The sequence below is a fragment of the Nocardia sp. NPDC059236 genome (assembly GCF_042754085.1).
Taxonomy (GTDB): domain Bacteria; phylum Actinomycetota; class Actinomycetes; order Mycobacteriales; family Mycobacteriaceae; genus Nocardia.
The window spans coordinates 437,035-462,645 of the sequence record NZ_JBHZAF010000002.1; the positions used below are offsets into that span (position 1 = coordinate 437,035).

At 67.5% G+C, this 25,611-nt stretch carries 24 protein-coding genes and 1 riboswitch; of the genes, 8 read left to right on the forward strand and 16 right to left on the reverse strand.

Annotated features, from left to right (window positions below):
• Positions 1-30 precede the first annotated feature (30 nt).
• Together ACFXIV_RS07135 and dacB are read right to left on the reverse strand one after the other, a co-directional pair.
• The gene (locus ACFXIV_RS07135; protein WP_379393515.1) at positions 31-1,104 is read right to left on the reverse strand and encodes a zinc-dependent metalloprotease; all 1,074 of its coding nucleotides are present in this window, start codon (positions 1,102-1,104) and stop codon (positions 31-33) included.
• Between the two features lie 13 nt (positions 1,105-1,117).
• Positions 1,118-2,578: a D-alanyl-D-alanine carboxypeptidase/D-alanyl-D-alanine-endopeptidase gene (dacB, locus tag ACFXIV_RS07140; RefSeq protein WP_379393513.1), complete on the reverse strand. Its 1,461-nt coding sequence runs from the start codon at positions 2,576-2,578 to the stop codon at positions 1,118-1,120.
• A gap of 133 nt (positions 2,579-2,711) precedes the next feature.
• On the opposite strand from dacB, the gene ppa reads away from it, so the two are divergent.
• On the forward strand, positions 2,712-3,203 hold the full coding sequence (gene ppa, locus ACFXIV_RS07145; RefSeq protein WP_379383333.1) for an inorganic diphosphatase: 492 nt from the start codon (positions 2,712-2,714) through the stop codon (positions 3,201-3,203).
• Between the two features lie 65 nt (positions 3,204-3,268).
• Here the strand turns inward: ppa and ACFXIV_RS07150 are convergent, their stop codons facing one another.
• Complete coding sequence (locus ACFXIV_RS07150) at positions 3,269-4,924, reverse strand: MDR family MFS transporter (RefSeq protein ID WP_379393511.1); 1,656 nt, start codon at positions 4,922-4,924, stop codon at positions 3,269-3,271.
• 85 nt (positions 4,925-5,009) lie between these two features.
• Positions 5,010-5,831, reverse strand: a complete 822-nt coding sequence (locus ACFXIV_RS07155; protein ID WP_354831490.1) for a crotonase/enoyl-CoA hydratase family protein — start codon at positions 5,829-5,831, stop codon at positions 5,010-5,012.
• Positions 5,832-5,983: 152 nt separating this feature from the next.
• On the opposite strand from ACFXIV_RS07155, the gene ACFXIV_RS07160 reads away from it, so the two are divergent.
• From ACFXIV_RS07160 to ACFXIV_RS07170, 3 genes are all read left to right on the forward strand, one after another.
• Complete coding sequence (locus tag ACFXIV_RS07160; RefSeq protein WP_379393509.1) at positions 5,984-6,298, forward strand: 2-oxo-4-hydroxy-4-carboxy-5-ureidoimidazoline decarboxylase; 315 nt, start codon at positions 5,984-5,986, stop codon at positions 6,296-6,298.
• Positions 6,299-6,338: 40 nt separating this feature from the next.
• Positions 6,339-6,812, forward strand: a complete 474-nt coding sequence (locus tag ACFXIV_RS07165; protein ID WP_354831494.1) for a YbaK/EbsC family protein — start codon at positions 6,339-6,341, stop codon at positions 6,810-6,812.
• A 77-nt stretch (positions 6,813-6,889) separates the two neighbouring features.
• On the forward strand, positions 6,890-7,438 hold the full coding sequence (locus ACFXIV_RS07170) for a flavin reductase family protein (RefSeq protein WP_379393507.1): 549 nt from the start codon (positions 6,890-6,892) through the stop codon (positions 7,436-7,438).
• Between the two features lies 1 nt (position 7,439).
• Here ACFXIV_RS07170 and ACFXIV_RS07175 read toward each other — a convergent pair whose 3' ends face one another.
• A complete protein-coding gene (locus ACFXIV_RS07175; RefSeq protein WP_379393505.1) occupies positions 7,440-8,078 on the reverse strand; it encodes a LysE family translocator in 639 nt (212 codons plus the stop codon).
• Between the two features lie 153 nt (positions 8,079-8,231).
• Entirely contained in the window at positions 8,232-8,891 is a 660-nt protein-coding gene (locus ACFXIV_RS07180) for a heme oxygenase (biliverdin-producing) (protein ID WP_379393503.1), read from the reverse strand.
• 489 nt (positions 8,892-9,380) lie between these two features.
• Positions 9,381-9,494: riboswitch (SAM riboswitch) on the forward strand.
• Between the two features lie 56 nt (positions 9,495-9,550).
• On the opposite strand from ACFXIV_RS07180, the gene ACFXIV_RS07185 reads away from it, so the two are divergent.
• Positions 9,551-10,864, forward strand: a complete 1,314-nt coding sequence (locus ACFXIV_RS07185; RefSeq protein WP_379393501.1) for an aminotransferase class V-fold PLP-dependent enzyme — start codon at positions 9,551-9,553, stop codon at positions 10,862-10,864.
• Positions 10,865-10,880: 16 nt separating this feature from the next.
• On the opposite strand, the gene ACFXIV_RS07190 is transcribed toward ACFXIV_RS07185, so the two are convergent.
• Together ACFXIV_RS07190 and ACFXIV_RS07195 are read right to left on the reverse strand one after the other, a co-directional pair.
• Positions 10,881-11,069: a hypothetical protein gene (locus ACFXIV_RS07190; protein ID WP_379383349.1), complete on the reverse strand. Its 189-nt coding sequence runs from the start codon at positions 11,067-11,069 to the stop codon at positions 10,881-10,883.
• An 18-nt stretch (positions 11,070-11,087) separates the two neighbouring features.
• Entirely contained in the window at positions 11,088-11,540 is a 453-nt protein-coding gene (locus tag ACFXIV_RS07195; protein WP_379421222.1) for a DUF2752 domain-containing protein, read from the reverse strand.
• A 127-nt stretch (positions 11,541-11,667) separates the two neighbouring features.
• On the opposite strand from ACFXIV_RS07195, the gene ACFXIV_RS07200 reads away from it, so the two are divergent.
• Positions 11,668-12,243 (forward strand): hypothetical protein, encoded by a 576-nt coding sequence (locus ACFXIV_RS07200; protein WP_379393499.1) that lies wholly within the window; start codon positions 11,668-11,670, stop codon positions 12,241-12,243.
• 69 nt (positions 12,244-12,312) lie between these two features.
• On the opposite strand, the gene ACFXIV_RS07205 is transcribed toward ACFXIV_RS07200, so the two are convergent.
• A complete protein-coding gene (locus ACFXIV_RS07205) occupies positions 12,313-12,942 on the reverse strand; it encodes a TetR family transcriptional regulator (RefSeq protein WP_379393497.1) in 630 nt (209 codons plus the stop codon).
• Between the two features lie 149 nt (positions 12,943-13,091).
• On the opposite strand from ACFXIV_RS07205, the gene ACFXIV_RS07210 reads away from it, so the two are divergent.
• Together ACFXIV_RS07210 and ACFXIV_RS07215 are read left to right on the forward strand one after the other, a co-directional pair.
• The gene (locus ACFXIV_RS07210) at positions 13,092-13,880 is read left to right on the forward strand and encodes an SDR family oxidoreductase (protein WP_379383355.1); all 789 of its coding nucleotides are present in this window, start codon (positions 13,092-13,094) and stop codon (positions 13,878-13,880) included.
• 24 nt (positions 13,881-13,904) lie between these two features.
• Positions 13,905-14,969 (forward strand): diacylglycerol kinase, encoded by a 1,065-nt coding sequence (locus ACFXIV_RS07215; protein WP_379393495.1) that lies wholly within the window; start codon positions 13,905-13,907, stop codon positions 14,967-14,969.
• A 72-nt stretch (positions 14,970-15,041) separates the two neighbouring features.
• Here ACFXIV_RS07215 and ACFXIV_RS07220 read toward each other — a convergent pair whose 3' ends face one another.
• From ACFXIV_RS07220 to ACFXIV_RS07250, 7 genes are all read right to left on the reverse strand, one after another.
• A complete protein-coding gene (locus ACFXIV_RS07220; protein WP_379393493.1) occupies positions 15,042-15,539 on the reverse strand; it encodes a nucleoside deaminase in 498 nt (165 codons plus the stop codon).
• Entirely contained in the window at positions 15,539-16,624 is a 1,086-nt protein-coding gene (locus ACFXIV_RS07225; protein WP_379393491.1) for a hypothetical protein, read from the reverse strand. The genes ACFXIV_RS07220 and ACFXIV_RS07225 overlap by 1 nt, the downstream gene beginning before the upstream one ends.
• An 18-nt stretch (positions 16,625-16,642) precedes the next feature.
• A complete protein-coding gene (locus tag ACFXIV_RS07230) occupies positions 16,643-17,614 on the reverse strand; it encodes an antibiotic biosynthesis monooxygenase (RefSeq protein WP_379393489.1) in 972 nt (323 codons plus the stop codon).
• A 15-nt stretch (positions 17,615-17,629) separates the two neighbouring features.
• The gene (locus ACFXIV_RS07235) at positions 17,630-20,347 is read right to left on the reverse strand and encodes a molybdopterin-dependent oxidoreductase (protein WP_379393487.1); all 2,718 of its coding nucleotides are present in this window, start codon (positions 20,345-20,347) and stop codon (positions 17,630-17,632) included.
• A gap of 16 nt (positions 20,348-20,363) precedes the next feature.
• Positions 20,364-21,185: an FAD binding domain-containing protein gene (locus ACFXIV_RS07240; RefSeq protein ID WP_379393485.1), complete on the reverse strand. Its 822-nt coding sequence runs from the start codon at positions 21,183-21,185 to the stop codon at positions 20,364-20,366.
• A gap of 1,249 nt (positions 21,186-22,434) precedes the next feature.
• The gene (locus ACFXIV_RS07245) at positions 22,435-23,391 is read right to left on the reverse strand and encodes an AraC family transcriptional regulator (protein ID WP_379393483.1); all 957 of its coding nucleotides are present in this window, start codon (positions 23,389-23,391) and stop codon (positions 22,435-22,437) included.
• Positions 23,392-24,218: 827 nt separating this feature from the next.
• On the reverse strand, positions 24,219-25,436 hold the full coding sequence (locus ACFXIV_RS07250) for a helix-turn-helix domain-containing protein (protein ID WP_379393481.1): 1,218 nt from the start codon (positions 25,434-25,436) through the stop codon (positions 24,219-24,221).
• Positions 25,437-25,611: the final 175 nt, after the last annotated feature.

Below are 25,611 nucleotides of genomic sequence, written 5' to 3' on the forward strand. Positions count from 1 at the left end.
GGCCTCGGGGCACGGTGCGGCGGCAACGGCTCAGCCGAGGACGCGGGCGACCCAGCGCTGCGGTTCGCCGATTTCGTCTGTGCGGGGCAGGGTTTCGGGGTCGGTCCAGATGGTGTTGAACCGTGCCATGCCGACGGTGTCGACGACCTCGTCGACGAAGGCCTTGCCGCGCACGTACTGGGCGACCTTGGCGTCCATGCCGAGCAGTGCCCGCAGCAGCCGCTGGATGGGGTTGGCGGGGCGCTTGCGGCGCTGATCGAAGGCGGCACGGATGCGGGCGACCGAGGGCACCACGGCGGGTCCGACGGCGTCCATCACGTGGTCCGCGTGGCCCTCCAGCAGCGTGCCGAGCATGAGCAGGCGGTCGAGGGCTTCACGCTGCGGCGCGGCCTGGGTGGCGCGCAGCAGCCCGATGACGCCGCCGGCCGGGTCGTCGCCGCCGCGGCGGCGCTCCTTCACGGCGTCGACGAGCCGGGCCAGCATGTCGGCGAGGGGTTCGTCGCCCGCCTCACCGAGCACCTCGACATTGCGGCGCATGTAGCCGGCGATCCAAGGGGCGGAAGAGAATTGGACCCGGTGGGTGACCTCGTGCAGGCACACCCAGAGCCGGAAGTCGCTGGGCGGCACGCCGAGTGCGCGTTCCACCGCCATGATGTTGGGCGCGACCAGCAGCAGCGTGCCGTCGGGCCCGGTGAACGGGTCGTACTGGCCGAGGATGGCCGTCGACAGAAACGCCAGCATGGCCCCGGCCTGCAGTCCGGCCGGTTTGCCGACGAGTTTGCCCTTCTCACCGGGTTCCACGCCGCTGCCGGTGAGCTGGGCCATGGATTCGGCGGCGGCGTGGATCCAGCCGGGCCGGTCCACGATCAGCGCATCCGGTACCACCGACCCGTCGTCGAGACCGCTGACCTCGCGGACCGGGCCCTCGGCGCGCACCGAGGCGGCGGCGAGTTCGGCGACCGCGTGTTCGGCCGAGTACCGGGATGTCCGCGGCCCGGCGGGCACCAGCGCGGCGCCGGTGCGGGCGGCCACGTTCCAGTCCACGACACCGGTCAGGTTGGTCCGGGTGCGAGCCGGGGCCACAGGGTTTTCGGATCCGGTCATGTTCATCCACCCGTCAGGAGCAGCCACAGTTGCGCAGTGCGTTGGCGACGGCATCCAGCGCGGGTCGGCTCGCCTCCGGCGGCCGATCGTTCGACATCAAGGCGAACGTCAGGACCCGTCCGTCGCGGTCCAGCACATAACCCACCAACGCACTCGAGACGGACAGAGTTCCGGTTTTGGCCCGGATCCACCCCGCCCCGTCGCGATCCCGGTCGACGTAGCGGGTCGCCAGGGAGCCGGTGCCGCCGGCCACCGGCAGGAAGTCCAGCAGCGGCGCGAGCGGGGAACCGTCGGTGCTGGTCGCGGCCGGGTCGACGGTCGAATTGCCTTGCGGGACAGTACCGTTGGGCAACGCGGCCACGGTCAGCACCCGGTTGAGCAGGCGCGGGGGAATGTGGTCGTCGGTCGAAAGCCCGCTGTTGTCGGCCATTTTCAGGCCGGTCAGATCGAATCCGGCGGCCTGCAGCACGGTCGTCATGGCGGTCACCGCGCCCATGAAGGAGGCTTCCTGCCCGCTCGCCACCGCGACCTCACGGCCGATGGCCTCGGCGAGCACATTGTCGGAGTGCACCATGGCCTGCAGCATGCGTTCCCGCAGCGGCGCGGACTGCACGGCGGCCAGCTGGTTCGCGCTCGCCGGGGCGGTGCCCAGCTTCACCTTGGCGGGATCGACGCCCAGTTCGGTGGCCAGCTTCCGGCCCGCGTCGAGGGCGGGAGTGGGTGTGCGGGGCGAATATTCGACCAGCGGGTCGAGGCGGCCGCCGTCGATCATGACCGGGTCGAGCGGTGCGATGGAGCCGCCCGCGATATCGGCGTTGTCCCAGCCGGGCGCGAAGTTCGGGCCCGCGTACGCGGAGGTGTCGACCACAATGGAGTCCACCCGCTGCCCGGCGTTCTTGATCTGGGCGACCAGGTCCTGCAGTCGGGGCGCGTCCGGGTAGTAGCCCTTGCCGTCCGGCTGCGCGGTGATGGTCGGGTCGCCGCCGCCGACCAGCACGATCTCGCCGGGAGCCGAGCCGGTCACCACCTTCGTGGTGATCCGGTGATCGTCGGTCAGGGCGAGCAGTCCGGCCGCGGTGGTGAGGATCTTGGCGGTGGAGGACGGGATCATGCCCTTGTCCGGGTCCATGGTCCACAGCACCTTGCCGGTGTCCCCGTCGGAGACCGAGGCGGCGAAGATCCCGAGGTCCGGATTGCCGACCACCGGTCCGAGCGCGGCGGCCAGCCCGTTCGCGGAGGCGGCGGGCGCGGTCACCGGGGCGGGCGCGACCTGCGGAATCGGCTTCACGGGCGCGGGCGGATCGGCGATCGTCAACCCCCCGTGCCGGAATTCCTCCGTCCACGGCTTCAGGATCACCGCCACCGCCCCGGCCGCCGCCACGACGACGACCAGCACCAACGACACCACGATCCAGGTTCTGCGCCGCCGCTTGGCCTCCAGACCACCGATGTTCTGCTTGTTCCGACCAAACACCTGCCGCTGTCTCCCTGATACCTGTGGTGGGGCTGATGGCTCTACCGCGGTCCACACTATCCTCGTTGCGCAGTCGTTCCCTTGAACGAGCTGGCGAGTCGGCAGCCATACCGCCCACCGAAAAGGAGATGACGTGGAGTTCGACGTCACCATCGAGATCCCCCGGGGTCAGCGCAACAAGTACGAGGTCGATCACGAGACCGGACGCGTTCGGCTGGACCGCTACCTGTACACGCCGATGATGTACCCGGCCGACTACGGCTACATCGAGAACACCCTCGGCGGCGACGGCGATCCGCTGGATTGCATGGTGCTGCTGCCCGAGTCGGTGTTCCCGGGTGTGCTGGTCGAGGCCCGTCCCGTCGGCGTGCTGATCATGAGCGACGAGGCCGGCATCGACGAGAAGCTGGTGGCGGTGCCCGCCGGCGACAAGCGCTGGGCTCACATCCAGGACGTCGAGGACATCCCGGAGTTCCAGCGCAAGGAGATCGCGCACTTCTTCGAGCACTACAAGGACCTGGAGCCCGGCAAGTGGGTCAAGGTCGAGGGCTGGGAGGGCCGTGCAAAGGCCGAGAAGCTGGTCGACGAGGCCTACGCTCGCCTGAAGGAGCAGGGCGGCCACTGAGCTCCCGCTGACGAGGGGCGGCGCGGATTCCGCGCCGCCCCTTTCGTTTTCCCGAATCCCCCGTCCTACTCGGCAGCGGCCGCGAGCCCGGCGGTCGTGCGCAGCGGGACTTCCTTCCAGAACACCACCAGCACGAACGCCAGCAGGGTGACGGCGGACGTGGTCAGGAAGACCGTCGACAGCGATTCCGCGAATCCCACCTTGAACGGGTGTGCGAGCACGGGATCGAGCTTCTGGATCACCGAACTGTCGTTCAACACCCCCTGCGCCGCCGAGGTGTCGTGCTTCAGAAATCCTTGCGACAGCGCCATATCCGCGGGATTCCCGTCGTGCGCCCCGGCGGCGACGGCATCCTGGAACGTGCGGTCCTTGCCCGCCTCCAGCAGCTGCGCGCGGATATTGGGTCCGAGCCGATCGAACAGGATCGACAGGAACACCGCGGCGCCGAGCGTGCCGCCGATCTGCCGGAAGAAGGTGGCGGCAGCCGTGGATACGCCCATGTCCTTGGGCGGCAACGCATTCTGCAGCGCCACGATGAGCGGCTGCATGAGATTGCCCAGCCCGAAGCCCACGCACAGCATGAACAGCACCACGATCCAGAACGCCGTATCTGCCTTCAGGTAGTGCAGCAGGAACAGCCCGATGGTGATCATGGCCGAGCCCAGCAGCGTGTAGACGCGGTAGTGCCCGGTGCGTGAGATCAATTGCCCCGACACCACCGAGCCGATCATCATGCCCAGCACCATGGGGATCATCTGCAGCCCGCCCAGCATCGGGCTCGCACCCCGATCGGCTTGCAAATACTGTGGCAGCAGCAGGATTCCGCCGAACATGCCCGCGCCCACCACGAACGAGATGACCACGCCGAGCGCGAAGGTGCGGTTGGCGAAGATGCGCAGCGGGACGAGCGCGGCCTCTCCCAGCGCGGCTTCCACCAGGATGAAGGTGATCACCCCGAGCGCGCCGATCAGGTAGCAGACGATGGATCGCGCACTGTCCCAGCCCCATTCGCGCCCCTGCTGGGCCACGATGAGCAGCGGGCTCATGGCGATGATGAGCGCCAGCGCGCCCCAGTAGTCCACGCGGTCACGGGATTTCTCGCGTGGCGGCAGGCGCAGCACCCGGGTCACCACGACCAGGGTGAACAGGCCGATGGGCACGTTCACCAGGAACACCCAGCGCCAGCCCGCGATCCCGAGAATGCTGTGCTGTCCCGCGAGCAGCCCGCCCAGCACCGGCCCGATCACACTCGAGGTACCGAACACGGCCAGGAAATACCCTTGGTACCTGGACCTTTCGCGCGGGCTCACGATGTCGCCCACGATGGTCAGCGCCAGCGACATGAGCCCGCCCGCGCCCAGCCCCTGCAGCGCCCGGAAGGCGGCCAGCTCGTACATGGACTGTGCGAAGGTGCACAGCAGCGAGCCGGTCACGAAGATGGTGATCGAGGCGAGGTAGAAGGGCTTGCGCCCGTACATGTCCGAGAGCTTGCCGTACAGCGGCGTGGCCAGGGTCGCGGTGATCAGATACGCGGTGGTCGCCCAGGCCTGCAGCGAATACCCGTTCAGATCGTCGGCGATGGTGCGGATCGCGGTGGACACGATGGTCTGATCGAGCGCCGCGAGCAGGATGCCCAGCAGTAGCCCGCTGAGGATCACCAGTATTTCGCGATGAGTGAAGCCGCCCGCACCGGTCGACTCGCCCACCTCGGATGTAGCCATGGTCAAACCTCCGGTCCCCCGCCCAAAACGATAGGCCGGGAACCGGAGGCATGGGGTCCTTTTACGAGGCCGGAACCCCCTGGGGTCACTTCCCCTTGAACTCCGGGGGGCGCTTCTCGAAGACCGCCTGGATGGCCTCGGTGAGGTCCTCGGACGGCAGGAACGCCGAGTTCCAGGCCGACACGTAGCGCAGCCCGTCGGCGATCCTGCCGCGCTTGGGCTGGTCGAGGACGTCCTTGATGCCCTGCACCACCAGCGGCGGGTTGGCGGCGATCTCGCGCGCCATGGCGTGGGCGGCGTCCAGCACGGCCTGCTGGTCGGCGTACACGTCGTTGATCAGGCCGATCTTCTCGGCGCGGGCCGCGTCGATGTCCTTGCCGGTGTAGGCGAGTTCACGCACGTGTCCCTCGCCGATGATGCCCGGCAGCCGGTGCAGCGAGCCGATGTCGGCGACGATGGCCACCTTGGCCTCACGCAGGCTGAACTTGGCGTCGGCGCTGGCCAGGCGGACGTCCGCGGCGGCGATGAGGTCCAGTCCGCCGCCGATGCACCAGCCGGAGATCGCCGCGATGACCGGCTTGACGCAATCGGCGACCGCGGTGACCGAGTCCTGCATGCTGCGCACGTGCTTGAGGAAGTCGGTGCGCGGCCCGGCGAGCGCCCGGTCGGCCAGCAGCGGCCCGAACAGCGGGCTCATCGCCGGCAGGTCCAGGCCGTAGGAGAAGTGCGTGCCGGATCCGGTGAGCACGATGGCGCGGATGTCCGGGTCGGCGTCGAGTTCGCCGAAGATCAGCGGCAGTTCGCGCCAGAAGTCGGGGCCCATGGCATTGCCCTTGCCGGGACCGGTGAGCGTCACCTGGGCGATGTGGTCCTTGCTTTCGACCTCGAAAGCCTTCCATTCGGTCATCGGTCCAGCGTATCGGGGGTGCCGGGGGCGTGTCGGGCCGGTGTTAATCCTGTGCTAAATCTGCTGCGTCCCAGTATTTTCGAACCGCTTTCCGGCGGACGATTAGCGGGTCCGCACAACTCGCCCATCCCGTGTGTGAGGTCTGGATGTTGATGCATCACGGAATCGGCCTCGACCGCTTCAATACGCTGCCCCGCCGCCGCGCGATTCATGCCCTCTACGAGTGCTGCTGCAATGTCACCTGGGCCCAGAAGATCGCCGACGGCCGCCCGTACCCGGGCCATGCCGCACTCCAGACGGCCGCCGCGGCGGAGCTGCACGCCCTGTCCGCGATCGACCTGGAACGAGTCTTCGATTCCTGTGCGCACCAGTGGGTTTCGCAGCGCACCGTCGAGGAGCTGGCCCCGATCGTGCGCGACCGCCTCACCGAGCTGCTGGGCCCGGAGGAGGGCTATCCCGACTACTGATCCCCGGCACATCCACCGCAATCGCTCTACCCTGGTTGCCATGCGCAGGTCCCTGCCACCGGTCGCTTCGAAGGTCTCCGACACCTTGATCGCGCGCGGCCATCACGGGGTGATCATCACCCAGCCCAGTCCCACCCACACCGCACAGGAAGCCGCCGACGCGCTCGGCGTGACCGTCGGGGCGATCACCAAATCCCTGGTCTTCCTGCTCGACGACGATCCGGTGCTGCTGCTGGTGTCCGGCGCGCACCAGGTGCATCTGAGCCGCACCGGGGAGCGCCTCGAGGGCACGCTCTCCCGGGCGCCCGCGGCCATGGTCCGCGAGGTGACCGGGCAGCCCATCGGGGGTGTCGCCCCACTCGGGCACCCGACCAATCTGCCGACCTTCGTCGACACGGCGTTGTCGCAGTATCAGGAGTTGTGGGCCGCGGGCGGGCATCCGAACACGCTGTTCCGCACCACCTTCGGGGAATTGGTCCGGATCACCGCGGGCCTGGCCATCGACGTGGACTGAGCACCACCTACCGGCGAGGACCGGGCAATTTCCTACAGGGTGGAATAACCGGGCGCTCGACCACGTAGTTTCGTGACGTGAGCGATTCCCCGACGCCCGGCACCGAGCTACACGTGCCCGACGATCTGAGCGGCATTACCGCGCAGCAGTACCGCGCCGCGATGCGGCACTATCCGGCCGGGGTCACCATCGTCACGCTCGAGTCCGACCAGGGTCCGGTGGGCTTCACCGCCACCTCGTTCGCCTCGCTCTCCGCACAGCCGCCGCTCATCTCGTTCAATATCGCCGAGGCCTCCTCCAGCATCGAGGCCATGCTGCGGGCCGAATCGCTGGTGGTGCATTTCCTGGGCGAGCATCAGAAGCACCTGGCCCAGCGGTTCAGCCGGACCGCCGAGGAGCGTTTTACCGACCGGTCCCTCTGGACGACGCTCGGCAGCGGCGAGCCCGTCCTGCACGGCACGCCCATCTGGGTACGCGCCACGGTCCATCAGCTCCTCCCGATCGGTGACCACACCCTGGTCATCGGCCTGGTCACCCAGGTGCACGACAACACCGAGAACGCCCCGGCGGTCGGCCCGCTGGTGTATTACAACGGCGCATACCACCGCGCCGAGATCGCCGACTGACTCAAGCCGCGGCCGAGGCCGCCGTGCCGATGCCCAGCGCCGCCAGGATCGCCGCGCTCGCCTGCTCCAGCCGCACCCGGACGCGCGGCCGTCGCAGCAACTCCACCGCCCGTGCGGCAGCCACCGCCAGCAGGATCATTTCGATTGCCGCGACACTGGATTCGATGGCCCCGAGCGTGAGCGTGTTGAGGAATGTCACCCGGGTCAGGAACTGCGGCAGCACCGCGAGGTAGAACAATCCCACCTTCGGATTGAAGACACACGACAGCAATCCAGCAGCGAACGCCGAGCGCAGCGACGCCGGCGCGCCCTGCGCCACCGCGACATCCGCCCCGCCGGCCGCCGGGCCCGGCCCGCGCCGATGCGCCAGCAGCGCCCGAACGCCCAGGTACACCAGGTAGATTCCGCCGATCACCTTGAGCGTGCGATACGCGGTCGCCGACTGTTCCAGTAGCGCCGCGACCCCGGCCGCGACCACGGTGGCCCACACGATCCCGCCGAACGCCGAGCCCACCGCGGCCGCGATTCCGGGTCGCGATCCGGCCATCGAGAATCGCAGTACCAGAAAGGTATCCGGCCCCGGTGTGAGCGCGAGCAGCACACACAACCCCACGAAACTCAGTAGCAGCGGAAAACTCATGCCCTCCATGGCAACCCATCACCGCGGCCCGGCGCAAGGGTGAGATCGCCGACCCTGCCCCCGACGAACAGGGTCAACGACGCCCCGCGGAAATGACGAAGGCCGCCGCCCCTGTCGATCAACGGGGGTCGGCGACCTTCGGGGTTGCGAGTTTCAGTTCCGCGCGCTGAATTCCGCACCCAGCTCACGGAACAGGTCAGTGTTCATCGTGAACGCCAGTCGCGCCTCGTCGAGTACGCGATCGACCTCGGGGCCGTCGAGGGGGAGCTGGTCGAGGGCCTCGCGGTAGTCGCGCTTGAACGCGGCCGGGTTGGCGATGTCCTCGAAGACGTAGAACCGCACGCCGTCGCCCTTCTTGGGCAGGTTCCACAGCTTCTCGGCGGTACCGCGAATGACCTGGCCGCCGGAGAGATCGCCCAGGTAGCGGGTGTAGTGGTGGACGACATAGCCGGCCGACCAGTCGCCCGCGCACTCCTCGATGCGGGCGGCGTAGGCGGCGGTGGCGGGCAGCGCGGTCAGTTCATCGCGCCAGTTCGCGCCGCCGAGGTGGGCCAGGTCGGCCTCCAGCGCGGCCAGCCGCGCCAGTTCCGGCTTGACGAACGGACCCGCGACCGGGTCGGAAGCCAGTGCGGCGGAGTGCTTTTCGAGGGCGGCGTAGACGAACCAGAGCTGGGCGGTGTACCGGTAGAAGGCCTCCACCCCGAGCTGCCCGCCGAGCATGTCGCGCATGAACGTGGAGTGTTCCGCCTCGTTGTGCTGCTGCTCGGTCGCGGTGCGAATGAGCGTCGAGAACGGGGTGCTGGTCTCCAGCATGGTCGGGCTCCTCGTGGTCAACTCGGGGGCACCCCACTTTGGCTACCCTAACTCAGACTCCGACCATACGCCCCAGCAACGTTCGCGCGATTCGAACTTTGCGGCCCACCCGATCCAACTTTCGGACGATTTTTCCGAAACGGATGTGCCGTTCGCCACACCCTCTCAGGTCCGCTGCAGCCACTGTGCGGTCTCCCGCAGTGCAGTGGCGGCCCGGGCGAAGTAATCGACCAGCACCGCGAGCCGCTGCGGCCCGTAATCGTCGAACATCTCCGCCATCCGCATCCGCGGGCAGCAGCCTGATCTTCAGCTACATCCTGCAGGACTTCGGTGCGGAATACACCGAGCGCTTTCTCGCACCCGCCGGCCGGGGCGGCGGACGGGTTCCGGACCTCGAACGATGCGTCTGGGCCGAGAAGGTCTGACCCCGCCGGGCCGCGCGGGTCAGGGTTGACAAGCCCGCGATTCGTCTGCCAATCTCTGCGATCAGGTCATGAGTACCAGCGCGAAGCCCCGGCTTGCTGGTCGGCAACCCTCCTCCGCGGTGGGGTGCTCCGGGTGACGACCGGGCCGACGCCCGACCGGGCGCGGCAAGCGCGGACTCTCGATCGTTTCCTGTTTTCCCGATCGCGTGTCCATGAACCCGACGGGATTTCGTGATGACTGCTTTCGCCGACCAGACCTGTGCCGCCCTCGCCGATGTCTCCGGCTGTGACCTGCGGGTCCCGCTGGTGCAGGGCGGGACGGCCGGCTACGCCAACTTCGACTACGCCGCCAGCGCACCCGCATTGCGGCAGGTCACCGACCGGGTCGCGGACCTGCTGCCCTACTACGCCAGCGTGCACCGCGGCGCGGGTTACGCCTCCCGGGTCTCCACCGACTGCTACGAGTCGGCCCGCGGTTCGGTCGCCCGCTTCCTGAACGCGGCCGACGACCAGGTGGTGGTCTTCACCCGCAACACCACCGACTCACTGAACCTGCTCGCCGCCTGCGTGCCCGGTGACACCGTGGTGTTGGACGTCGAGCACCACGCCAACCTGCTGCCCTGGACCCGGCGCGGCCGCCGGGTGGTTCCGGTCGCGGACACCATCGAGGAGACCATCCAGCGCCTGGTCGCCGAGCTGTGCTCGAAACCCGCTGCGCTGCTGGCGGTTACGGGCGCCTCCAATGTGACCGGTGAACTGCTGCCGCTGGAGCGGCTGGCCTGGATCGCCCACCAGTGCGGCACCCGCATCCTGGTGGACGCCGCCCAACTGGCCCCGCATCGCCGAATCGACCTGCGCACCACCGGCATCGACTACCTGGCCTTCTCCGGCCACAAGACCTACGCCCCGTTCGGCGCGGGCGTGCTGGTCGGCCGCCGGGACTGGCTGGACGCGGCCGATCCCTACCTGGCCGGCGGCGGCGCGGTGCGCTCGGTGAGCACCGAGGGCGTCGAATGGGCCCCCGCCCCACAGCGCCACGAGGCCGGTTCCCCGAACGTGCTGGGCGTCGCCGCCCTGGCCGCGGCCTGCGACGCCCTCGCCGAGCTGGACGAGACCACCGTGATCGAGCACGAGCAGTACCTCACCCACCGCCTGCGCTACGGCCTGAAAACCGTTCCGGGCGTGAACTTCCTGCGGATCTGGCGCGATAGCACCGACGCGGTCGGCATTGTCGCCTTCACCGTCGACGGCTTCGAGCCCGGCCAGGTGGCCGCCTACCTCTCCGCCGAGCACGGCATCGGGGTGCGCGATGGCCGCTTCTGCGCCCACCCGCTGCTGTCCCGCCTCGGTGTCGATGCCGCCCTGCGCGCCAGCATCGGCCTGGGCACCACCGCCGCCGACGTCGACCGCCTCGTCAAGGCCATCGCGACCCTGGTGGCGCGCGGCCCGGCGTGGAATTACGCCCGGACCGAAGGACATTGGAACCCGGTCCCCGAGACCCGTCCCTTCGGCAGTTCGGCCGAGGCTGGGGCGGCCTGCGGTTTCTGAACCGGCCCTGAACCGGTCAGGGCACCATGTAGCGGGCCGCGAGCACCTCGACGAGTGGATCGTCGTCGGCCACCGCGTCGAGCACTTCGAGGTCGTCCTGGACGGAGAGCTGCCGGGTGTCCTCCTGATCGGGGTCCGGCGGCCCATCCTCTTCGAGCTGGCGGATCAGCTTCTGCCGCACGCGCTCCTTCAGCGAATCGCTCATACGCAGAGCATGCCCCGCCTAAACCGGCGCGATCCAACCACCCCACGGTGTGTTCCGCACAACCGTGAAAACCAGGAGAAATGCCAGGGCCACCCACACCGCGTACCTGGGCAGCACCTGCGGTAGTCGCGGCGGCACCGGATTGCCCCGCCACCCGCGCACCACCCAGGCGCCCCACCAGGCGATGAAGCCCAGTGTCAACGGGAGCAGCAGCACATTGCTGTGGATGGCGTCGAGGATCCGGCCATCGGTGAGGTTGTGCAGCCCGCGCAACCCACCGCAGCCGGGGCACCAGTATCCGGTCAGTTCGTAGAACGGGCACACCCCGTAGGCCCCCTGCACGTGCGGATCCCGGAAGTGCAACAGCGCCAGCCCGCCGGCCACCGCCCCGCCGGCCAGCAGCGGTAGCCCCACGCCGAGCCACCGCGGCCGGGCGGGCGTTTCCATGACTGCTGCTGCCGTGGTGTCCACGACCATCAACGGTAGCCGCACCACCACCGCCCTGCCAGGTCGCACCGAACTTCGCACCGAGGAGAAGTCGAGCGTGCTTGGGTATGCTGCCCCGGCAATCGTTTTCGAGTTCGGGGGAATTCCACTCATGTCACAGCCACAAGGTGGCGGCCGGGCACGCGGCGCGATCGCCGTGGTCGGCGCCATCGTCATGATCATCGCCATCAGGGTCAGTGTCAACGTCGTCGACCGGGCGTTCGGCCTCATCGGCCTGCTGGCCGTCATTCTCGTCAGCGGCGGCGTCTGGTTCGCGCTCAAGAAGAAGCGGGAGAACGAGCAGACCGCCGCGCCCATGTACACACCGGCGGGGTACACACCGGCGCCGAGCCCCTACGACCAGGCGAACACCCCGGTCCACGGCTACCCCGCCCCGGTCGGCTCCTTTCCGCCGCCGACCGGTGCGCCGGATCAGGGCTACCTGCCGCCGCCCAGTGGTCCGGCGGCGCCGGGCGGAGCCCAGGGGTTCGCGCCGCAGGGCTACCCGGCTCCGCAACCCCAGCCCGGCTACCCCGCGCCGAATCAGCCCGGCTATGCCGCGCAGCCGTCGAATCCGTATGCGCCGCAGGGCTACCCGCCGCCGTCCGGCGGCTACCAGCAGCCGGGCCACCGGCAGCAGGGCGGCTACCGGCAGCCGCCGAACTACCCCCAGCCGCACCAGCGCTAGTCCACCGCGCTCGGTTTCCGAACGGCCCGTACCGGATTCGATACGGGGCGGGCCGTTCGCGTTCCGGCGTCAGCGAATCGGCGCGCGCTCCACCACGGGCGCGGTCAGCACCCCCGCGAGCATGTCCACGATCTCCCCCCACGCGGTCACGTCCCCCGCGGCCACCCGCCCGGCCTCCACGGCCCGCTCGTGGTCGGCCAGCAATGCGAACAGCACGGTCGGCAAGGCGCGTAACCGCCGCAGCCGCAACCGTTTCGGCAGGTCGGTGAGTTCCCGCTCCAGCTGCTGCATGATCACCCGCACCGAGGTGCGCCGCGCGGATTCCAGATTGGCCGCGTCGGTGACGGCCGGATGGGTGTGGATCTGTTCGAGGAACCGCGCGTAGTGATTGATCCCGTGCCGGTCGCTCAGCTCGAGCATGGGGATGACCAGTGCCTCCAGCAGGTCGTGCACGCCGGTCGCGCCCGTTCCGGCCTGTTCGGCCAGTAGTTCCAGCCGCCGCACCTCCAGGGTGGCCAGCCGGTGTTCGACCACGGCCTCGATGAGCCCGTCGCGAGAGCCGAAGTGGTACTGGATCGCCGAGTTGTTCCGCTGCCCCGCGGCTGCCGCGATATCGCGCAGCGGCACCGCCTGTCCGCGCTCGGCGATCAGCTGCTCCGCCGCGAGAATGATGCGCTCGCGCGCTTCTGTCACTGCCATTCGGACACCGTCACTGCCACCTGTCGATCCTTGCCACAGTCTGCACCATAGCCGTTCACCAGCGGATAAAGAACTTATCCTTGACGATTAAGAATAAATGCTTAAGGCTGCTTGTGACTGTCGTCACTCCCAGAAGGACTGAATTCGCGATGATCCTGGACACCTTCCGACTGGACGGCCGCGTCGCCGTCGTGACCGGCGCGGGCCGCGGCATCGGCGCCGCCACCGCGCTCGCCCTCGCCGAAGCCGGTGCGGACGTGGCCATCTCGGCCCGCACCGCCGCTCAGCTCGACGAGGTGGCGGGCAAGATCCACGCGCTCGGCCGCCGCGCCATCACGGTCCCCGCGGACCTGTCGGATCTTTCCGCCGTCACCGCGCTGGCCGAAACCGCCGCCGCCGAACTCGGCCGCATCGACATCGTGGTCAACAATGTCGGCGGCACCATGCCCAACACCTTCCTCACCACCACCCCCGAATTCCTCGAGGAGGCATTCCGTTTCAATGTCTCCACCGCGCACGCCCTGACCCAGGCCGCGGTGCCGCACATGCTGAAGAACGACGGCGGCTCGGTCGTCAATATCTCCTCGATGATGGGCCGCTCCCCCGGACGCGGCTTCCTCGCCTACGGCACCGCCAAGGCCGCCCTCGCGCACTGGACCCGGCTGGCCGCCGCCGACCTGTCCCCCCGCATCCGGGTGAACGCCATCGCGGTCGGCTCGGTGCTCACCTCCGCGCTGGAAGTCGTTGCGCAGCAACCGGAGATCAAGCAGCAGATGGAGGACGCCACCCCGCTGCACCGGCTCGGCGAGCCGTGGGAGATCGCCGCCGCGATCGTCTACCTGAGCTCCCGCGCAGGCGGCTACATCACCGGCAAGGTGCTCGAGGTGGACGGCGGCATCGCCGCACCCAACCTGGACCTTCCCATCCCCGACCTGTAATCCGCCGCGCCGCAGGAGTTTCCCATGAAGTACCGCGTAGTCCAGTGGAGCACCGGCAATGTCGGCCGCCGCACCCTGCGCTCCATCATCGCCCGCCCCGAGCTCGACCTGGTCGGCGTCTGGGTATCCAGCGCCGCCAAGGCCGGCAAGGACGCGGGCGAGCTGGCCGGTCTCGACCGCGAGATCGGCGTCACCGCAACCCAGGACGCCGAGGCGCTCCTGGCCCTGAAGCCCGACTGCATCGTCCACACGGCCATGGCCGACGACCGCCTGATGGAGGCGGTGGAGGATCTGAAGACCTTCCTCCGCGCCGGCATCAATGTCGTCTCCAGCAGCCCCGTCTTCCTGCAGTTCCCCTACGGCACCCTCCCCGACGAGGCCATCGCCCCGATCGTGGAGGCGGCCAACGAGGGCGGCGCCTCCCTGTGGGTCAACGGCATCGACCCCGGCTGGGCCAACGACTGGCTGCCACTGCTGCTGTCCAGCGGCTCCGAGCGCATCGACAAGATCATCTGTTCGGAGGTGATGGACTACTCCACCTACGACAATCCCAAGGTCCTGTTCGACATCATGGGCTTCGGCAGCGCCCTCGACGACTTGCCGCTGCTGCTCCAGCCCGGCGTCCTCACCCTCGCCTGGGGCAGTGTCATCCGCCAGCTGGCCGCCGCCCTCGACATCGAACTCGACGCCGTCACACAGCATTTCGAGCGCCTGCCCGCGAGCGAAGAGCTGAAGGTGGGCAGTCGCACCATCGCCGCCGGCACCGCCGCCGCCCTCCGCTTCCAGGTGCACGGCATCAGCAAGGGCCGCGAGGTCCTCACCCTGGAACACACCACCCGCCTGCACCCCGACCTCGCCCCCGATTGGCCCCAACCGGCCGGAAAGGGTTGCTACCGAGTCGAAGTCAAGGGCGAACCCGACTACCTCCTCGACCTCCAGCTCTACAGCAACGGCGACCACGCCGAAGCCGGCGTCGTCGGCACCGCGGCCCGCCTGGTCAGCGCCATCCCCGCCGTGGTCCAATCCCGCCCCGGCCTCCTGACCGCCATGGATCTCCCCCTGACCACCGGCCGCGGCCTGGTCTCCTGATCCCCCGACGAGAAAAGGTGAGGACCGACAACGGTCCTCACCTTTGTCGTCGGCATCGTCCGGCCGTCGCGCTCATGACGTTTGATCACCGCCCTTGCGTTCCCGAAAAAGCTTGTACACCGCGATGGCGTCATCGCGCGGCTGGTAGCGCATGGGGAGACGCCGCTGGTCCCAGGGCTTGGCGATCTCACCGTAGAAAGTGCTGGGTTCGAAGTACTTGTCGTTTCCGCCGGCCAGATATGGCGCGCAATCCTCGCGGGTGGCCAGGAAAACGACCTGATCGGGCGCGCAGTGATACAGCGCCGCCAGACACATCGGGCACGGATGGGCGATGGCGTACACCGTGCATCCGGTCAGGTACTCCGTGCCCAGCTTCCGGCACGCCTCGCGGATGGCGCGAATCTCCGCGTGATCGGTCGGGTCGTGAGTAGCCTGGACGCAATTCCTGCCTTCGGCGAGGATTTCACCGTCCTTGACGACGACGGTCCCGAACGGCAGTCCGCCCTCGGCGACGCTGGTACGCGCGATCTCGATGGTGCGCTGCACGAAATCCCTGGTCGAATCCGTCATCAGCCGACCGATTCCGGGCGAATCACCGCGCCCGCGGCAACGTCTTCCATCCGCGCCGGGCCGGTTCCCTTGGCCGGGTCCGTCTTCCACGGCCAATCGTTGGAATGGAAGGGCGCCAGAGTCGGCAGCAATGCCTTCTTGCCCCGTTCGGCCATCTCCCGCTCGATGGCCGCCCGGCCGCCACCGCCGAGCAGTTCGACATCCATGAGGAAGTAGTCGCGGAAGAAGACCATGCCGAGCGAACGGTCGGCGACGATGCGGCCGAGCACGTCGAGCATCTTCTCGGGTGTGGTCTCGAATTCCGGTGTCTCGACGAGCAGCAACCGGTCACCCATCGTCTCGGTGCCCATGAACTGGACGAGAATGCTGTACAGGATGTTGTTCTGCCGTGCGATGTACAGCGAATTGCTGACCGCGTAGGTGCGCTCCCAGTCCGTGCCGAGTTGCTCCTTCCACCCTTCGATGACGTTCATCCAATGGCCCACCTGGGCGCCCGAGCCGATGCCGATCGACTTGGCCGAATACGGTACGACACCGCGGATGTACTTCTCGACTTCGTCGTAGCTGTAACCACCCTGCGCGAGGCACTCGTCCATGAAGGTCAGATTGCGCTGCAGAATGGCCCGGAGGAGGGAGCGATCGTCCTCGGAGATATCCAGGGCGTCAAGGCCTTCGAGGGCCGGCCGATGCTGCGCCCGATACATCTCGAGCGGGGCTCGCCACAGCTGATTCGCGTACGCATCGAACAGGTACGGTGAGACGATCTCGTAGATGGCCATGGTGCTGTGGCCCACCGACTTGGCCAGCTGGTACACGATCGGCACCGGCGGCGCGTATTCGGGCTCCCGGCCGGGCTGGTAGAGGATCATCTGCCCGCCTTCGCCGGTGAACAGCGCCAGGATGATGGGCACCTGGTCGCGCATGTTCTGCTTGAATTTCACCAGGGATGTTTCGTAGAGCTGCAACATCGACTCGTTCAACGCGAGGACCGCGTGCTCGGCGACGGTGCGCGCACTCGCGGGCGGCTCGTCGGCGACGACCGGGCGCATGAATTCCGGGACTGCGTGGCCATTGGATTCGGCCATAACGATCACTCCTCCTTCTCACGGCAATTTCCAGAACACGACGGTCACCAGCCAGAACACGACCGCCCAGAACACCATCACCGCGGCAATCAACAGAGCGCCCCGCACATTGGTCGCCGTGGTCGGCGCTTCGGGGTCCGGGTGCAGCCACCGTTCGAGCAATGGATTCACATAGAAAGGCATCGTCACGAAGGTCATGACGAAGCTGGACAACAGGTTTCCGATCGCCATGCCCAGCCACAGCGGGAGCCGCGCCCAAGCCAGCGCCAAGGTGAGTAGCACGACCGTCGGATACAGGCCGACCCACACCGCGATCGACGTCTTCGTCCGCGACGGCGTCCGCGCCCGGCCCCCATGTTCGTCGAACGCGAACCAGCTGCCGAACGAGTTGTCGATCGTGCGTAATCGAAAGTCGCTGAACCGCTTCCCTTCGTCGAGCAACTGCCGGCGCTCGGCCGAGGTCAGCCACCCGTCCAGGTCAGCGGCGGTGTCGTAGCGGTAGAGCATGGTCCACTCGTCCTGCACGCCCTCGATCGGCCGGAAGATCTCGGCACCGCGGAAACCCGGAAACTTGTTCTCCGCCAACCGAAGTCGCTCCTGCCAGGCCAGGAACTCGTCGATGTGCTCAGGCGGGACCCGATGGGTCACCACGGCCGTGACGAGGGTGTCGGGGGGCGCGGCCCCGCCCGTCACGATCTGCTGCGTGGGTGCGCCGTCCAGGTAGCGCCGTCCTTCGGCGAGCCGGTCCTGACGCGTGGCACTGTTGATCCACGCGCGCAGATTCGGGATCGAGTCGAAGCGGTAGATCACCGACCATTGCGGCTGCACGGCTGTCGGCGGGTTGACCTCGGCGGCGATGAATCCCGGATAGTGGGACGCCATGCTGTTCAGCCCGTGCTGCCAGGAGAGGAAAGCTTTTTCGCAGCCGGGCCGGACCGTTTCGCCGATGATGACGGTGGCGGCGTTGATGGCCGACTGCTCGCGGGTCATCGATGTCTCCGGCACTCAGCCGGTCGAGGTCAACCGGACCGGTTGCCGGGACCTGAAGATGCGGTCGGGAGTGAGCGGCAGCTCGCGATATCGGACGCCGGTCGCGTCATATACCGCGTTCGCCAGTGCCGGTGCGACCGGGTTGATGCAGCACTCGGCAATCCCTTTGGACCGCGCCGGACCCACCGAGTCGGTCGAGCCGACCAGGATCACCTCGGTGCGCGGAGTGTCGGCGTAGGTCGGTATGCGGTAGTTGCGCAGCGTCGGATTGGTCATGACGCCGTTTTCGTCGACGAGATAGTTTTCGGTCAGCACGAAGCCGAGTCCTTGTGCCACACCGCCTTCGATCTGACCGCGCACCTGTGCCGGGTTGATGACCACTCCGGCGTCGGTGGCCTGCACGCTGTAGAGGATGCGGACCTCACCGGTCACGCGATGCACCGCGACTCGGAAGGCCTGCGTGTTGGAGGCGAGGCTGCGCGGCGACCCGTACGCCTTGCGCGATTCGGTCAACCGCGTACCCCGGCGGCGGGCGGCCGCCGCCAATTCGGTCAATCCGATACGGGTGTCGCCACAGCGCACGGCATCGTCATCCATGACGCACGCGGCCAAGTCGACCCCGGTATGCGTGGCGGCGAAGCGCAGAATCCGGTCGCGCAACGCGGCGGACGTCCGCTGCACCGCATTGCCGGCCACGAACAGACCCGCGCTCGCGAATGCGCCGGTGTCGAAACCCGTGCGGTCGGTGTCGGCCTGGACGAGCCGGATCCGTGCCGGCGTGGTGCCCAGCTCGGCCGCGGCGATCTGCACGTGCGCCGTCGGTGTCCCCTCACCGAATTCCACAGTGCCCACGGCGATCTCATAGATGCCGTCGTCGCCGAGGGTGGCCAGCCCGACCGAGACATGTTCGGTCGGCGGTGCGGTTTCGTGCATCGACGTGGCTGTGCCGGTGCCGATCTGCCAGTCCTCCCCCAGCGCCTGCCCGTCGGGGTGGGCACGCAGCGCGGCGTCGACCCGGTCGATGCACGCGGCCAGTCCATCCTCCGTGAACGCTACGTCGTTGGCCTCGTCCTCGATCGACAGCAACGCGTCACCGGGCCGAACGATATTGCGGCGGCGCAACTCCAGCGGATCCATGCCGAGGGCGACGGCCAGCTCGTGCATCGCCGACTCCACCGCGAAGACCGGCTGGGTCATACCGTAACCGCGCAGTGCGCCACTGGGCACGGTGTTGGTGTAGACCGAGTAGCCGTCGAATTTCTTGTTGGGACAGCGGTACGCCGCGATCGCGCCGCCTCCAGCGAACAACGTCTCGCCGGCGTGGTTGCCGTAGGCACCGGTATTGGAGACATTACGGAACTCGAAAGCGGTCAGTGTTCCGTCGGACCGCGCCCCCAGCTTCACCGTGATCTTCATCGGATGTCGCGGTGAGGCAGTGGTGAACTCCTCCTCGCGCGTGTATTCCAGACACGTCGGCCGGCCGGTGTCCAGCGTCGCCAGCGCCACCAGATCTTCGCTGATCACTTCCTGCTTACCGCCGAAGGCGCCGCCGACGCGCTTGCAGAACACCCGAATCTGATCGGGTCGCAGGTCGAACAGGTGGGCCAGCTTCCCCTTCGCGATCCAGGGCGATTGCGAACTGGTCCGCACGTGCAGCCGGCCCGCTTCCATCCAGGCGATCGATCCGTGCGTCTCCAGATGGGCATGCTGCACCCGGGGTGAGAAGTACGTGCCTTCGTGAATTACGTCGGCTGCGGCGAATCCCTGTGCGACATCGCCGATTTCGCCGTGTAACTCGACGAGGATGTTGTGCACGGGGTCCTGCACGAACGGGTCGTGGGATTCGTGCAGCTGCGGCGCACCGGATTGCATCGCCTGCTCGGGATCGAATACCGCGGGCAGCACCTCGTAATCGACGGCGACCTTGCGACAGCCCTCCTCCGCGGCACCGATCGATTCGGCCAGCACCGCGACCACCCGTTGGCCGACGAAGCGCACCACGTTGTCCAGGATGTAGGTGTCGTCGGGGTCGACGAGATGATCGGTGTGGATCGCGGTGGAGAACAGCCTCCGGGGCACGTCTTCCCACGTGTACACGCGGTGCACTCCGGGCACGGCCAGCGCCGCGGACTTGTCGATGGAGACGATGCGCGCATGGGCATGGGGTGAGTGCAGCACCTTCAGATGGAGCATCCCGGGCAGCTCGGTGTCCATCGTGTACTCGGCGCGCCCGGCCACCACGTCGGCCCCGGCCGGCGTGCCGACACTGGTGCCGATCGCCCGGCCCGGTGCGGCGACTTCGATGCCGACCACCCCGTTGATCGCGTCCTCGATTGCCCGATAGCCGGTGCAGCGGCACAGGTTTCCCTTCAACGCGTGCGGCAGGTCCTGCTTCTGCTCGTCGGTAAGGGCGGATGCCGTCATGATCATCCCGGCTGTGCAGAAGCCGCACTGGAATCCCGGGGCCTCGAGAAACTGCCGCTGCATCGGGTGCATGTCCTCGGGTGAACCGAGCCCCTCGATCGTCGTGACCTCATGGCCGTCGGCACGGAACGCCGGCGTGAGGCAACTGTGCACCGGACGACCGTCGAGCCAGACCGTGCATGCGCCGCAGTCACCGGCGTCGCACCCCTTCTTCACCCCGAACCAGCCCAGCTGACGCAGGAAAGTCCGCAGGCACTGACCGGGCCGCGGCTCTTGGGAGAACGTCTTCCCGTTGACGACATAGCTCATCGCATGCCTCCGGATTTCACCGCAAGCCGCCAAGTTCGACCCGGATCTCCTCGGCGTAGTGCTTGGCCAGGTGCTTACGGTGACCCGGCGTGCCGTTGGGGTCGGCGAACCAGACATCGGCATGTATCGCGTCGATGTGGTCCTGCAGGGTGTCGGCGTCGGGCACGGTGTCGAACCGCAGCACAACCGGGTGCGTGGTACCCGCCGTGATGGTGAGCAATAGATCACGGGTGCCCGGTGTCTGGGTCGCGACCATGAATATTGTGGAACGGCCGAGCTTGGTCAGGGTGAATCGCCGGTGCGTGTGGCGCTTGCGCAGAGCGTCACCGGGAATGTGCACACTTCGCAGGATTTCCCCGGGCCACAGCGCATTTCGATGGTTGCCGAGGACGAAATCCTTCGCCGCGATCGTTCTCTCGGTTCCGTCCGCGGCCCACACGCGATAGGTCGCCTCGAGCGCCACGGTCAGAGTGATCATCGGTCCGGCCGGCAGGGACATGCAGATATTGCCGCCCACCGTCGCGGCATTCCAGATCTTGAACGACGCCAGGAAGGCTTCACAGCTGGTGCGCAGCAAGCTGCCGGCCGGCCGGCCGGCGGGCGGTACGAACTCGTGCAGTTCCCTGATCGTGCACGTCGCGCCGATCTCGAGGCCCTCGCCGTCGGCCACCAGGTGAGGCCAGCCGAGTTCGGTGAGGTCGACCAGCCTGTGGACGTTCGGCTGCGGCTCGGAGAACAGCCACGTGCCCCCGGCCAGCCACGCGTCTCCGGTGTGCCAGTCCGCACCCGGTCGGCCGGAAGGCGGGCGCAGGACGTCGACGACGGTGTTCAGATCCATACGAGCCCTCCGCCGACACGCCGTCAGGCGCTGCTGAACAGACTGACCGTAGAGTTCCGGGTCGATTCTGGAAACTTTTCTCACACGGGTTCACCGAGTGATTTGTTCGCAATGAATCATGATCGCGTTTTTCCCAGACTGACATTGAGCGGGAGATACTGTCAATATCCGTGGATGGTCGATCACCAGGCGACCTCCGCCGCGCAACGATATGCGCTGACGGCGGGTTGACCTGGATCTTTCGTGGAGCTGACGCATCGGCCAGACCGGGTTCGGATCGGTGTTCCGCGACCGGCCGCCGGGTTCCACGGGCGGCCCGCGTCATGATCACACAGGGCAAGCCTCCGCACGCATGCAATGAGTTCGCATGCCAGGCAGACGATTTCGATCCGCCGGGAGGAATCGAACCCCTCTCGGTCAGCAGCTCACCGCAGTCGACGCCGTGACGCCACAAGTGCTCCAAACGCACTGCCCGCCAATCGATATCGTGCGCAGATAGGAACGCGAAGAAGTCCCGCAGATCGAACGCGGCTCGACAACCGCGAACCCGGCATCCACCACCGTCCACGACTCCGGACCGACACCCGGCGACAACACCTGCTGCACCCGCAACCACGCCCATTCCTCACCCAATCGGCTGAGAACCTTTTGGACGGCGACGCTACGACGGTCAACCCCTGACAAAACAGTCGGCAACGGCGCGTCGTGGACACCCCGAGACAACGCCGTACGACCCAAACATGAAGTGGGACAAATCGTTACGACAACTACATCGAGGACACTAACAGGGAGACCCTAGGGAACATGGGTTCGAATGACCGGTGTCGTGTCTGGTATCTGCACCCGGACGGCTACGCCATCGACAACGACGAGCTGGTCCAGACTCCGCACCGCCGGGTTCTCCCGACTCCGATCTTCTGCTCGGACCCAGAACGCCATTTACTCAGGGCGAGTCGGTCGACCCTCGGATGGACCGCGTGCCGCCTCGCGGGATGTTTCCACGGTCATCTCGTCCACACCTGCGGCCGGTGCGGTACCCGGGTGTATCAGCCGGAACTCGGCCCCGGTTGTAGTCCGTTGGCGTCGTGATCGTGAGGTTGCAGCGGCCGTGCGGCGGGTCGATGACGAGAATCGCACGTTGGGAGGTGCGCCGCCTCCGGCGGCGTGTTCGCACGTCAGAACGCGCTCAGTGCGGTGATCGAGTTGGCATTCGACGCATCGCGAGGATTACCACAAAGGAGGGATCAACCTACACGCTTCGTTGCCGCAGCTGGCCAGGAGAAGCGTGGTATCTGTCCCGGCAGGCCTTGTTGAAGACCGACAGAGTCGAAAAACCGCTGTCGTGGGCGATATCGGCGATGGTTCGGCGTTGATTCTGTGGATCGGAGAGGCGTGCCACCGCCCGTTCGAGACGGGCGGTGAGCAGGTAGCTGTGCGGTGTAGTGCCCGCCAGGCGCATGGCACGTTCGAGCCGGCGGCGCGTGATGCCGAGATCGTCGGCGACGGTTTCCACAGTGACCCGCGGATCATCGGAGCATCTGCGGATGTGCAGGCGCGCATGCCGGGATATCGCGGCCAGTTTCGTGTTCTCCGGGGCCCAGCGTTCGTCCAGAGCAGCAGCCAGCAGCCCGGTCCAGTGCGTGCTGATCTTCAAGAATTGGGTCGCCGTCATCGTGTCGCCGTGGCGGTCGAGCTGTTCGGTGAGCGCAAGCACGGACCCGAGCAGCGGGTCGTGGGCGTCCAATGCCAGATGCGGCGGCCCATCGGGAGACAAGCACAGTGTGTCGGCAGGAACGTTCAGAATCCAGCTCCGCACATGGTCACCGTGGGAGAGCACCATGCGCTGGCCCCAATCGACGACGCCCATCTGACCAGGCCGCAGCAGCACTCGTGTGCCGTGTTGCTCGATGCCGAGGGTTCCGCTGCGCGGGATCAGCAATCGGGCGCTGCGGTCGCCGTCCGCCTCGACCTCGGCCAGCGTGCGTTCGTAGGAAATCTCGGTGGATTCGAACTGCACATTCTGGAAGTCGCCCAACTTATAGTCCGCCAGGCGCTGAACCCGCAGCGCGCCATCGAAGTTCGGCCAATCGCTGAAGTTGACCCGCGCTCCGCCCTGATTGATGGAAACCTGCTCGCGCCAGTACGCCGGTCTGTCGTCCTTCGGCACCTCGGATGTGGTGTCGATTGCCAATTCCAGCTCAGACACCTGCGTCCCCCTTCAGCTTGTCGCAATTCCGGAAGAGGTTCGTCGCAAATCCGGTCGACCCGAATCTATACGCGCACTTAACCTTTGACTAAGTGAGTCGCTGGCCACGCTGCTCGACGAAATCGAACGCGAACAGGGTCGACCGCACCGTTGTCGATCTTGCTGATCTACGAAGGGGGTAGATCAGCAACACCTCACCTTCGCTCGCTCACGCGGGCGCACTCACCGGCCGCGCCTTCACGCGCTGTCGGGCCAGGCGCACCTCACCGGCATCGATGCCCAGCGCCTCGCGATCCGATCACCTCGACGCGGGTGATCTTCGACCTCGGCAGACCCGCGAGCCTGCCGAGCACCCGGCTCCGTGAGCACCGGGCCTATGTCCGCGAATACGACTCCGAACAGGCTCGCCGAGCCGCGCTGGTCGACTTCCTCAACCACTACGACCACCACCGACCCCACGCCGGCATCGGCCACCAGCCGCCGTCCATCAGGCAGCGGCCGATGCGCTGCACCGAGCCGTCAGCGCGGAGTGAACATGTGGGATTCGGACCCCGAAACGACAGCAGGTGGAGAGCGGGATTCGCTCTCCACCTGCTTGTTTGGAGCCGCCTGGGGGAATCGAACCCCCGACCTTTTCATTACGAGTTATCACGTCCCGAGTTTCTCTGGATTGAACGTGGTTGATCGTGGTTCGCAAATCAGCAGGTCGGCAACCATTTTCGAGCCTACGCACAGTCGTCCAGGTTCGGCAAGATTGAATGCCGTTGATCCTGTCGTGCGAACCGTGTGCGAACCGTCATCCGGAGGACGCATGCCGTGCGTTGGACTCATGCGGGCACAACGCCTACGCGCTGCGCGAGCTTGCCCAGGTCCCCGGTCGTCAGGTCCCGTTTCGCTGTCCGCATCATGTGGCCCACCAGCTCACGCACCGGGGACAGGGTGCGTACGTGCTGGGGCGCAGCGTGTTCGGCCCGCAGCAGGGCGTACAGGGAGTCGCGGTAGTCCTTTCGCATGGCGTGCGCCCGACCGATCTCCACGAAGTACTGAGCCTTGCGCCCTTCGTTGGGCAAGTCGACAGGCCGCAGCGTCGGCGCGAGCGCGAGCACTTCGCCCGGCTCCCGGCGCTCCATAGCCGCGCTCATCCGCCACAGCGCCACATTCGCCGGGCCGAACGATTCGTTGCGCGCCATGGAGGTGGCGGCCGCGGCCTCGGCCAGACGGCCCGCCTGTTCCGCCGCCTCGGCCAGATGCGGTTCCGGGTCGGCGCCCATGGTGGCCGCGACGATCGACCCCTGAAGGTGCAGCATCCCGTACGTCTCGATCTCGCCCACCGTGCGCACCTGCGCGGCGATCCGCTCCGCCGTCCCCGTGGTGGTGGCGAGCGCGGCCGGTAGCGCGCCGGGGCGGGACAACAAGATCTGGCCCCGGATGAATGCCGCGGCGGCGATCGGCGCTGGTGCACCAACATGGTTCGCCGCCCGCTCCGCTTCCTGCGCAGCGCTCCAGGCCAGCGCGTGATAGCCGCGTGCCCGCAGCGCCGACGCGACGCCGTAGGCCACCATGCCCAACACGTCCCAGGCTCGCTCGGCGTGCTCAGCCTCGGCGTCGCGGACGTGCCGGTAGGCGTCGGTCAGCATCGGGACAAGCAGCGGCCCAAGGGTGGCGTAATCGCAGTCGTGCCGCAGCTTGGTAGCGCGGCGCGCGTCGGCGGCGAGCTGGTCCAGGGTGCGCGGCGGCCGGGCGTCGGTGACGTTGCCCTGAGCCCACAGGACCGTCTCCAGATCCGGTACGGCGGTGTGGAATCCGGCGGTGGACGGGTCCAGCTTGTCCTGTTCGTGCCCGGTCAGATCACCCATGGTCACGCCCAGCGCCTCGGCCAGGGCCAGCAGGGTGCGCCGCGAATCCACGGGGCGCTCACCGGATTCGTACTTGGCGATCGCACCGCGTGAGAGCCCGGTCCGGTCGGCCAGCACCTGTTGCGTGATGCCGCGCCGCTTCCGGATCTCGCGAACCCGCTGCCCGATGAACAGATCTTCGCCGGTCATGTGCCGCTCCCTCCGATGCGCCTGATAAAGCACAGATTACGTGTGCTGCCAAGCCCTTGTCCCGCAGCGGGACAAAGTCACCTGACCAGGCTGTCAAGGTCAGCTACCGGGGTATCCGCCGCCGGCCTGCTGGCGCTCGGTACCCCGACCACAGACGCATACCCGACCCAAGGGG

Bases quoted from the DNA above. Each gene is read 5' to 3' on its own strand.
- ACFXIV_RS07135 (WP_379393515.1), bottom strand. From the start codon at position 1,104: ATGACCGGATCCGAAAACCCTGTGGCCCCGGCTCGCACCCGGACCAAC.
- ACFXIV_RS07150 (WP_379393511.1), bottom strand. From the start codon at position 4,924: ATGGCTACATCCGAGGTGGGCGAGTCGACCGGTGCGGGCGGCTTCACT.
- ACFXIV_RS07155 (WP_354831490.1), bottom strand. From the start codon at position 5,831: ATGACCGAATGGAAGGCTTTCGAGGTCGAAAGCAAGGACCACATCGCC.
- ACFXIV_RS07160 (WP_379393509.1), top strand. From the start codon at position 5,984: ATGCATCACGGAATCGGCCTCGACCGCTTCAATACGCTGCCCCGCCGC.
- ACFXIV_RS07165 (WP_354831494.1), top strand. From the start codon at position 6,339: ATGCGCAGGTCCCTGCCACCGGTCGCTTCGAAGGTCTCCGACACCTTG.
- ACFXIV_RS07175 (WP_379393505.1), bottom strand. From the start codon at position 8,078: ATGAGTTTTCCGCTGCTACTGAGTTTCGTGGGGTTGTGTGTGCTGCTC.
- ACFXIV_RS07180 (WP_379393503.1), bottom strand. From the start codon at position 8,891: ATGCTGGAGACCAGCACCCCGTTCTCGACGCTCATTCGCACCGCGACC.
- ACFXIV_RS07185 (WP_379393501.1), top strand. From the start codon at position 9,551: ATGACTGCTTTCGCCGACCAGACCTGTGCCGCCCTCGCCGATGTCTCC.
- ACFXIV_RS07190 (WP_379383349.1), bottom strand. From the start codon at position 11,069: ATGAGCGATTCGCTGAAGGAGCGCGTGCGGCAGAAGCTGATCCGCCAG.
- ACFXIV_RS07200 (WP_379393499.1), top strand. From the start codon at position 11,668: ATGTCACAGCCACAAGGTGGCGGCCGGGCACGCGGCGCGATCGCCGTG.
- ACFXIV_RS07205 (WP_379393497.1), bottom strand. From the start codon at position 12,942: ATGGCAGTGACAGAAGCGCGCGAGCGCATCATTCTCGCGGCGGAGCAG.
- ACFXIV_RS07210 (WP_379383355.1), top strand. From the start codon at position 13,092: ATGATCCTGGACACCTTCCGACTGGACGGCCGCGTCGCCGTCGTGACC.
- ACFXIV_RS07215 (WP_379393495.1), top strand. From the start codon at position 13,905: ATGAAGTACCGCGTAGTCCAGTGGAGCACCGGCAATGTCGGCCGCCGC.
- ACFXIV_RS07220 (WP_379393493.1), bottom strand. From the start codon at position 15,539: ATGACGGATTCGACCAGGGATTTCGTGCAGCGCACCATCGAGATCGCG.
- ACFXIV_RS07225 (WP_379393491.1), bottom strand. From the start codon at position 16,624: ATGGCCGAATCCAATGGCCACGCAGTCCCGGAATTCATGCGCCCGGTC.
- ACFXIV_RS07230 (WP_379393489.1), bottom strand. From the start codon at position 17,614: ATGACCCGCGAGCAGTCGGCCATCAACGCCGCCACCGTCATCATCGGC.
- ACFXIV_RS07235 (WP_379393487.1), bottom strand. From the start codon at position 20,347: ATGAGCTATGTCGTCAACGGGAAGACGTTCTCCCAAGAGCCGCGGCCC.
- ACFXIV_RS07240 (WP_379393485.1), bottom strand. From the start codon at position 21,185: ATGGATCTGAACACCGTCGTCGACGTCCTGCGCCCGCCTTCCGGCCGA.
- ACFXIV_RS07250 (WP_379393481.1), bottom strand. From the start codon at position 25,436: ATGACCGGCGAAGATCTGTTCATCGGGCAGCGGGTTCGCGAGATCCGG.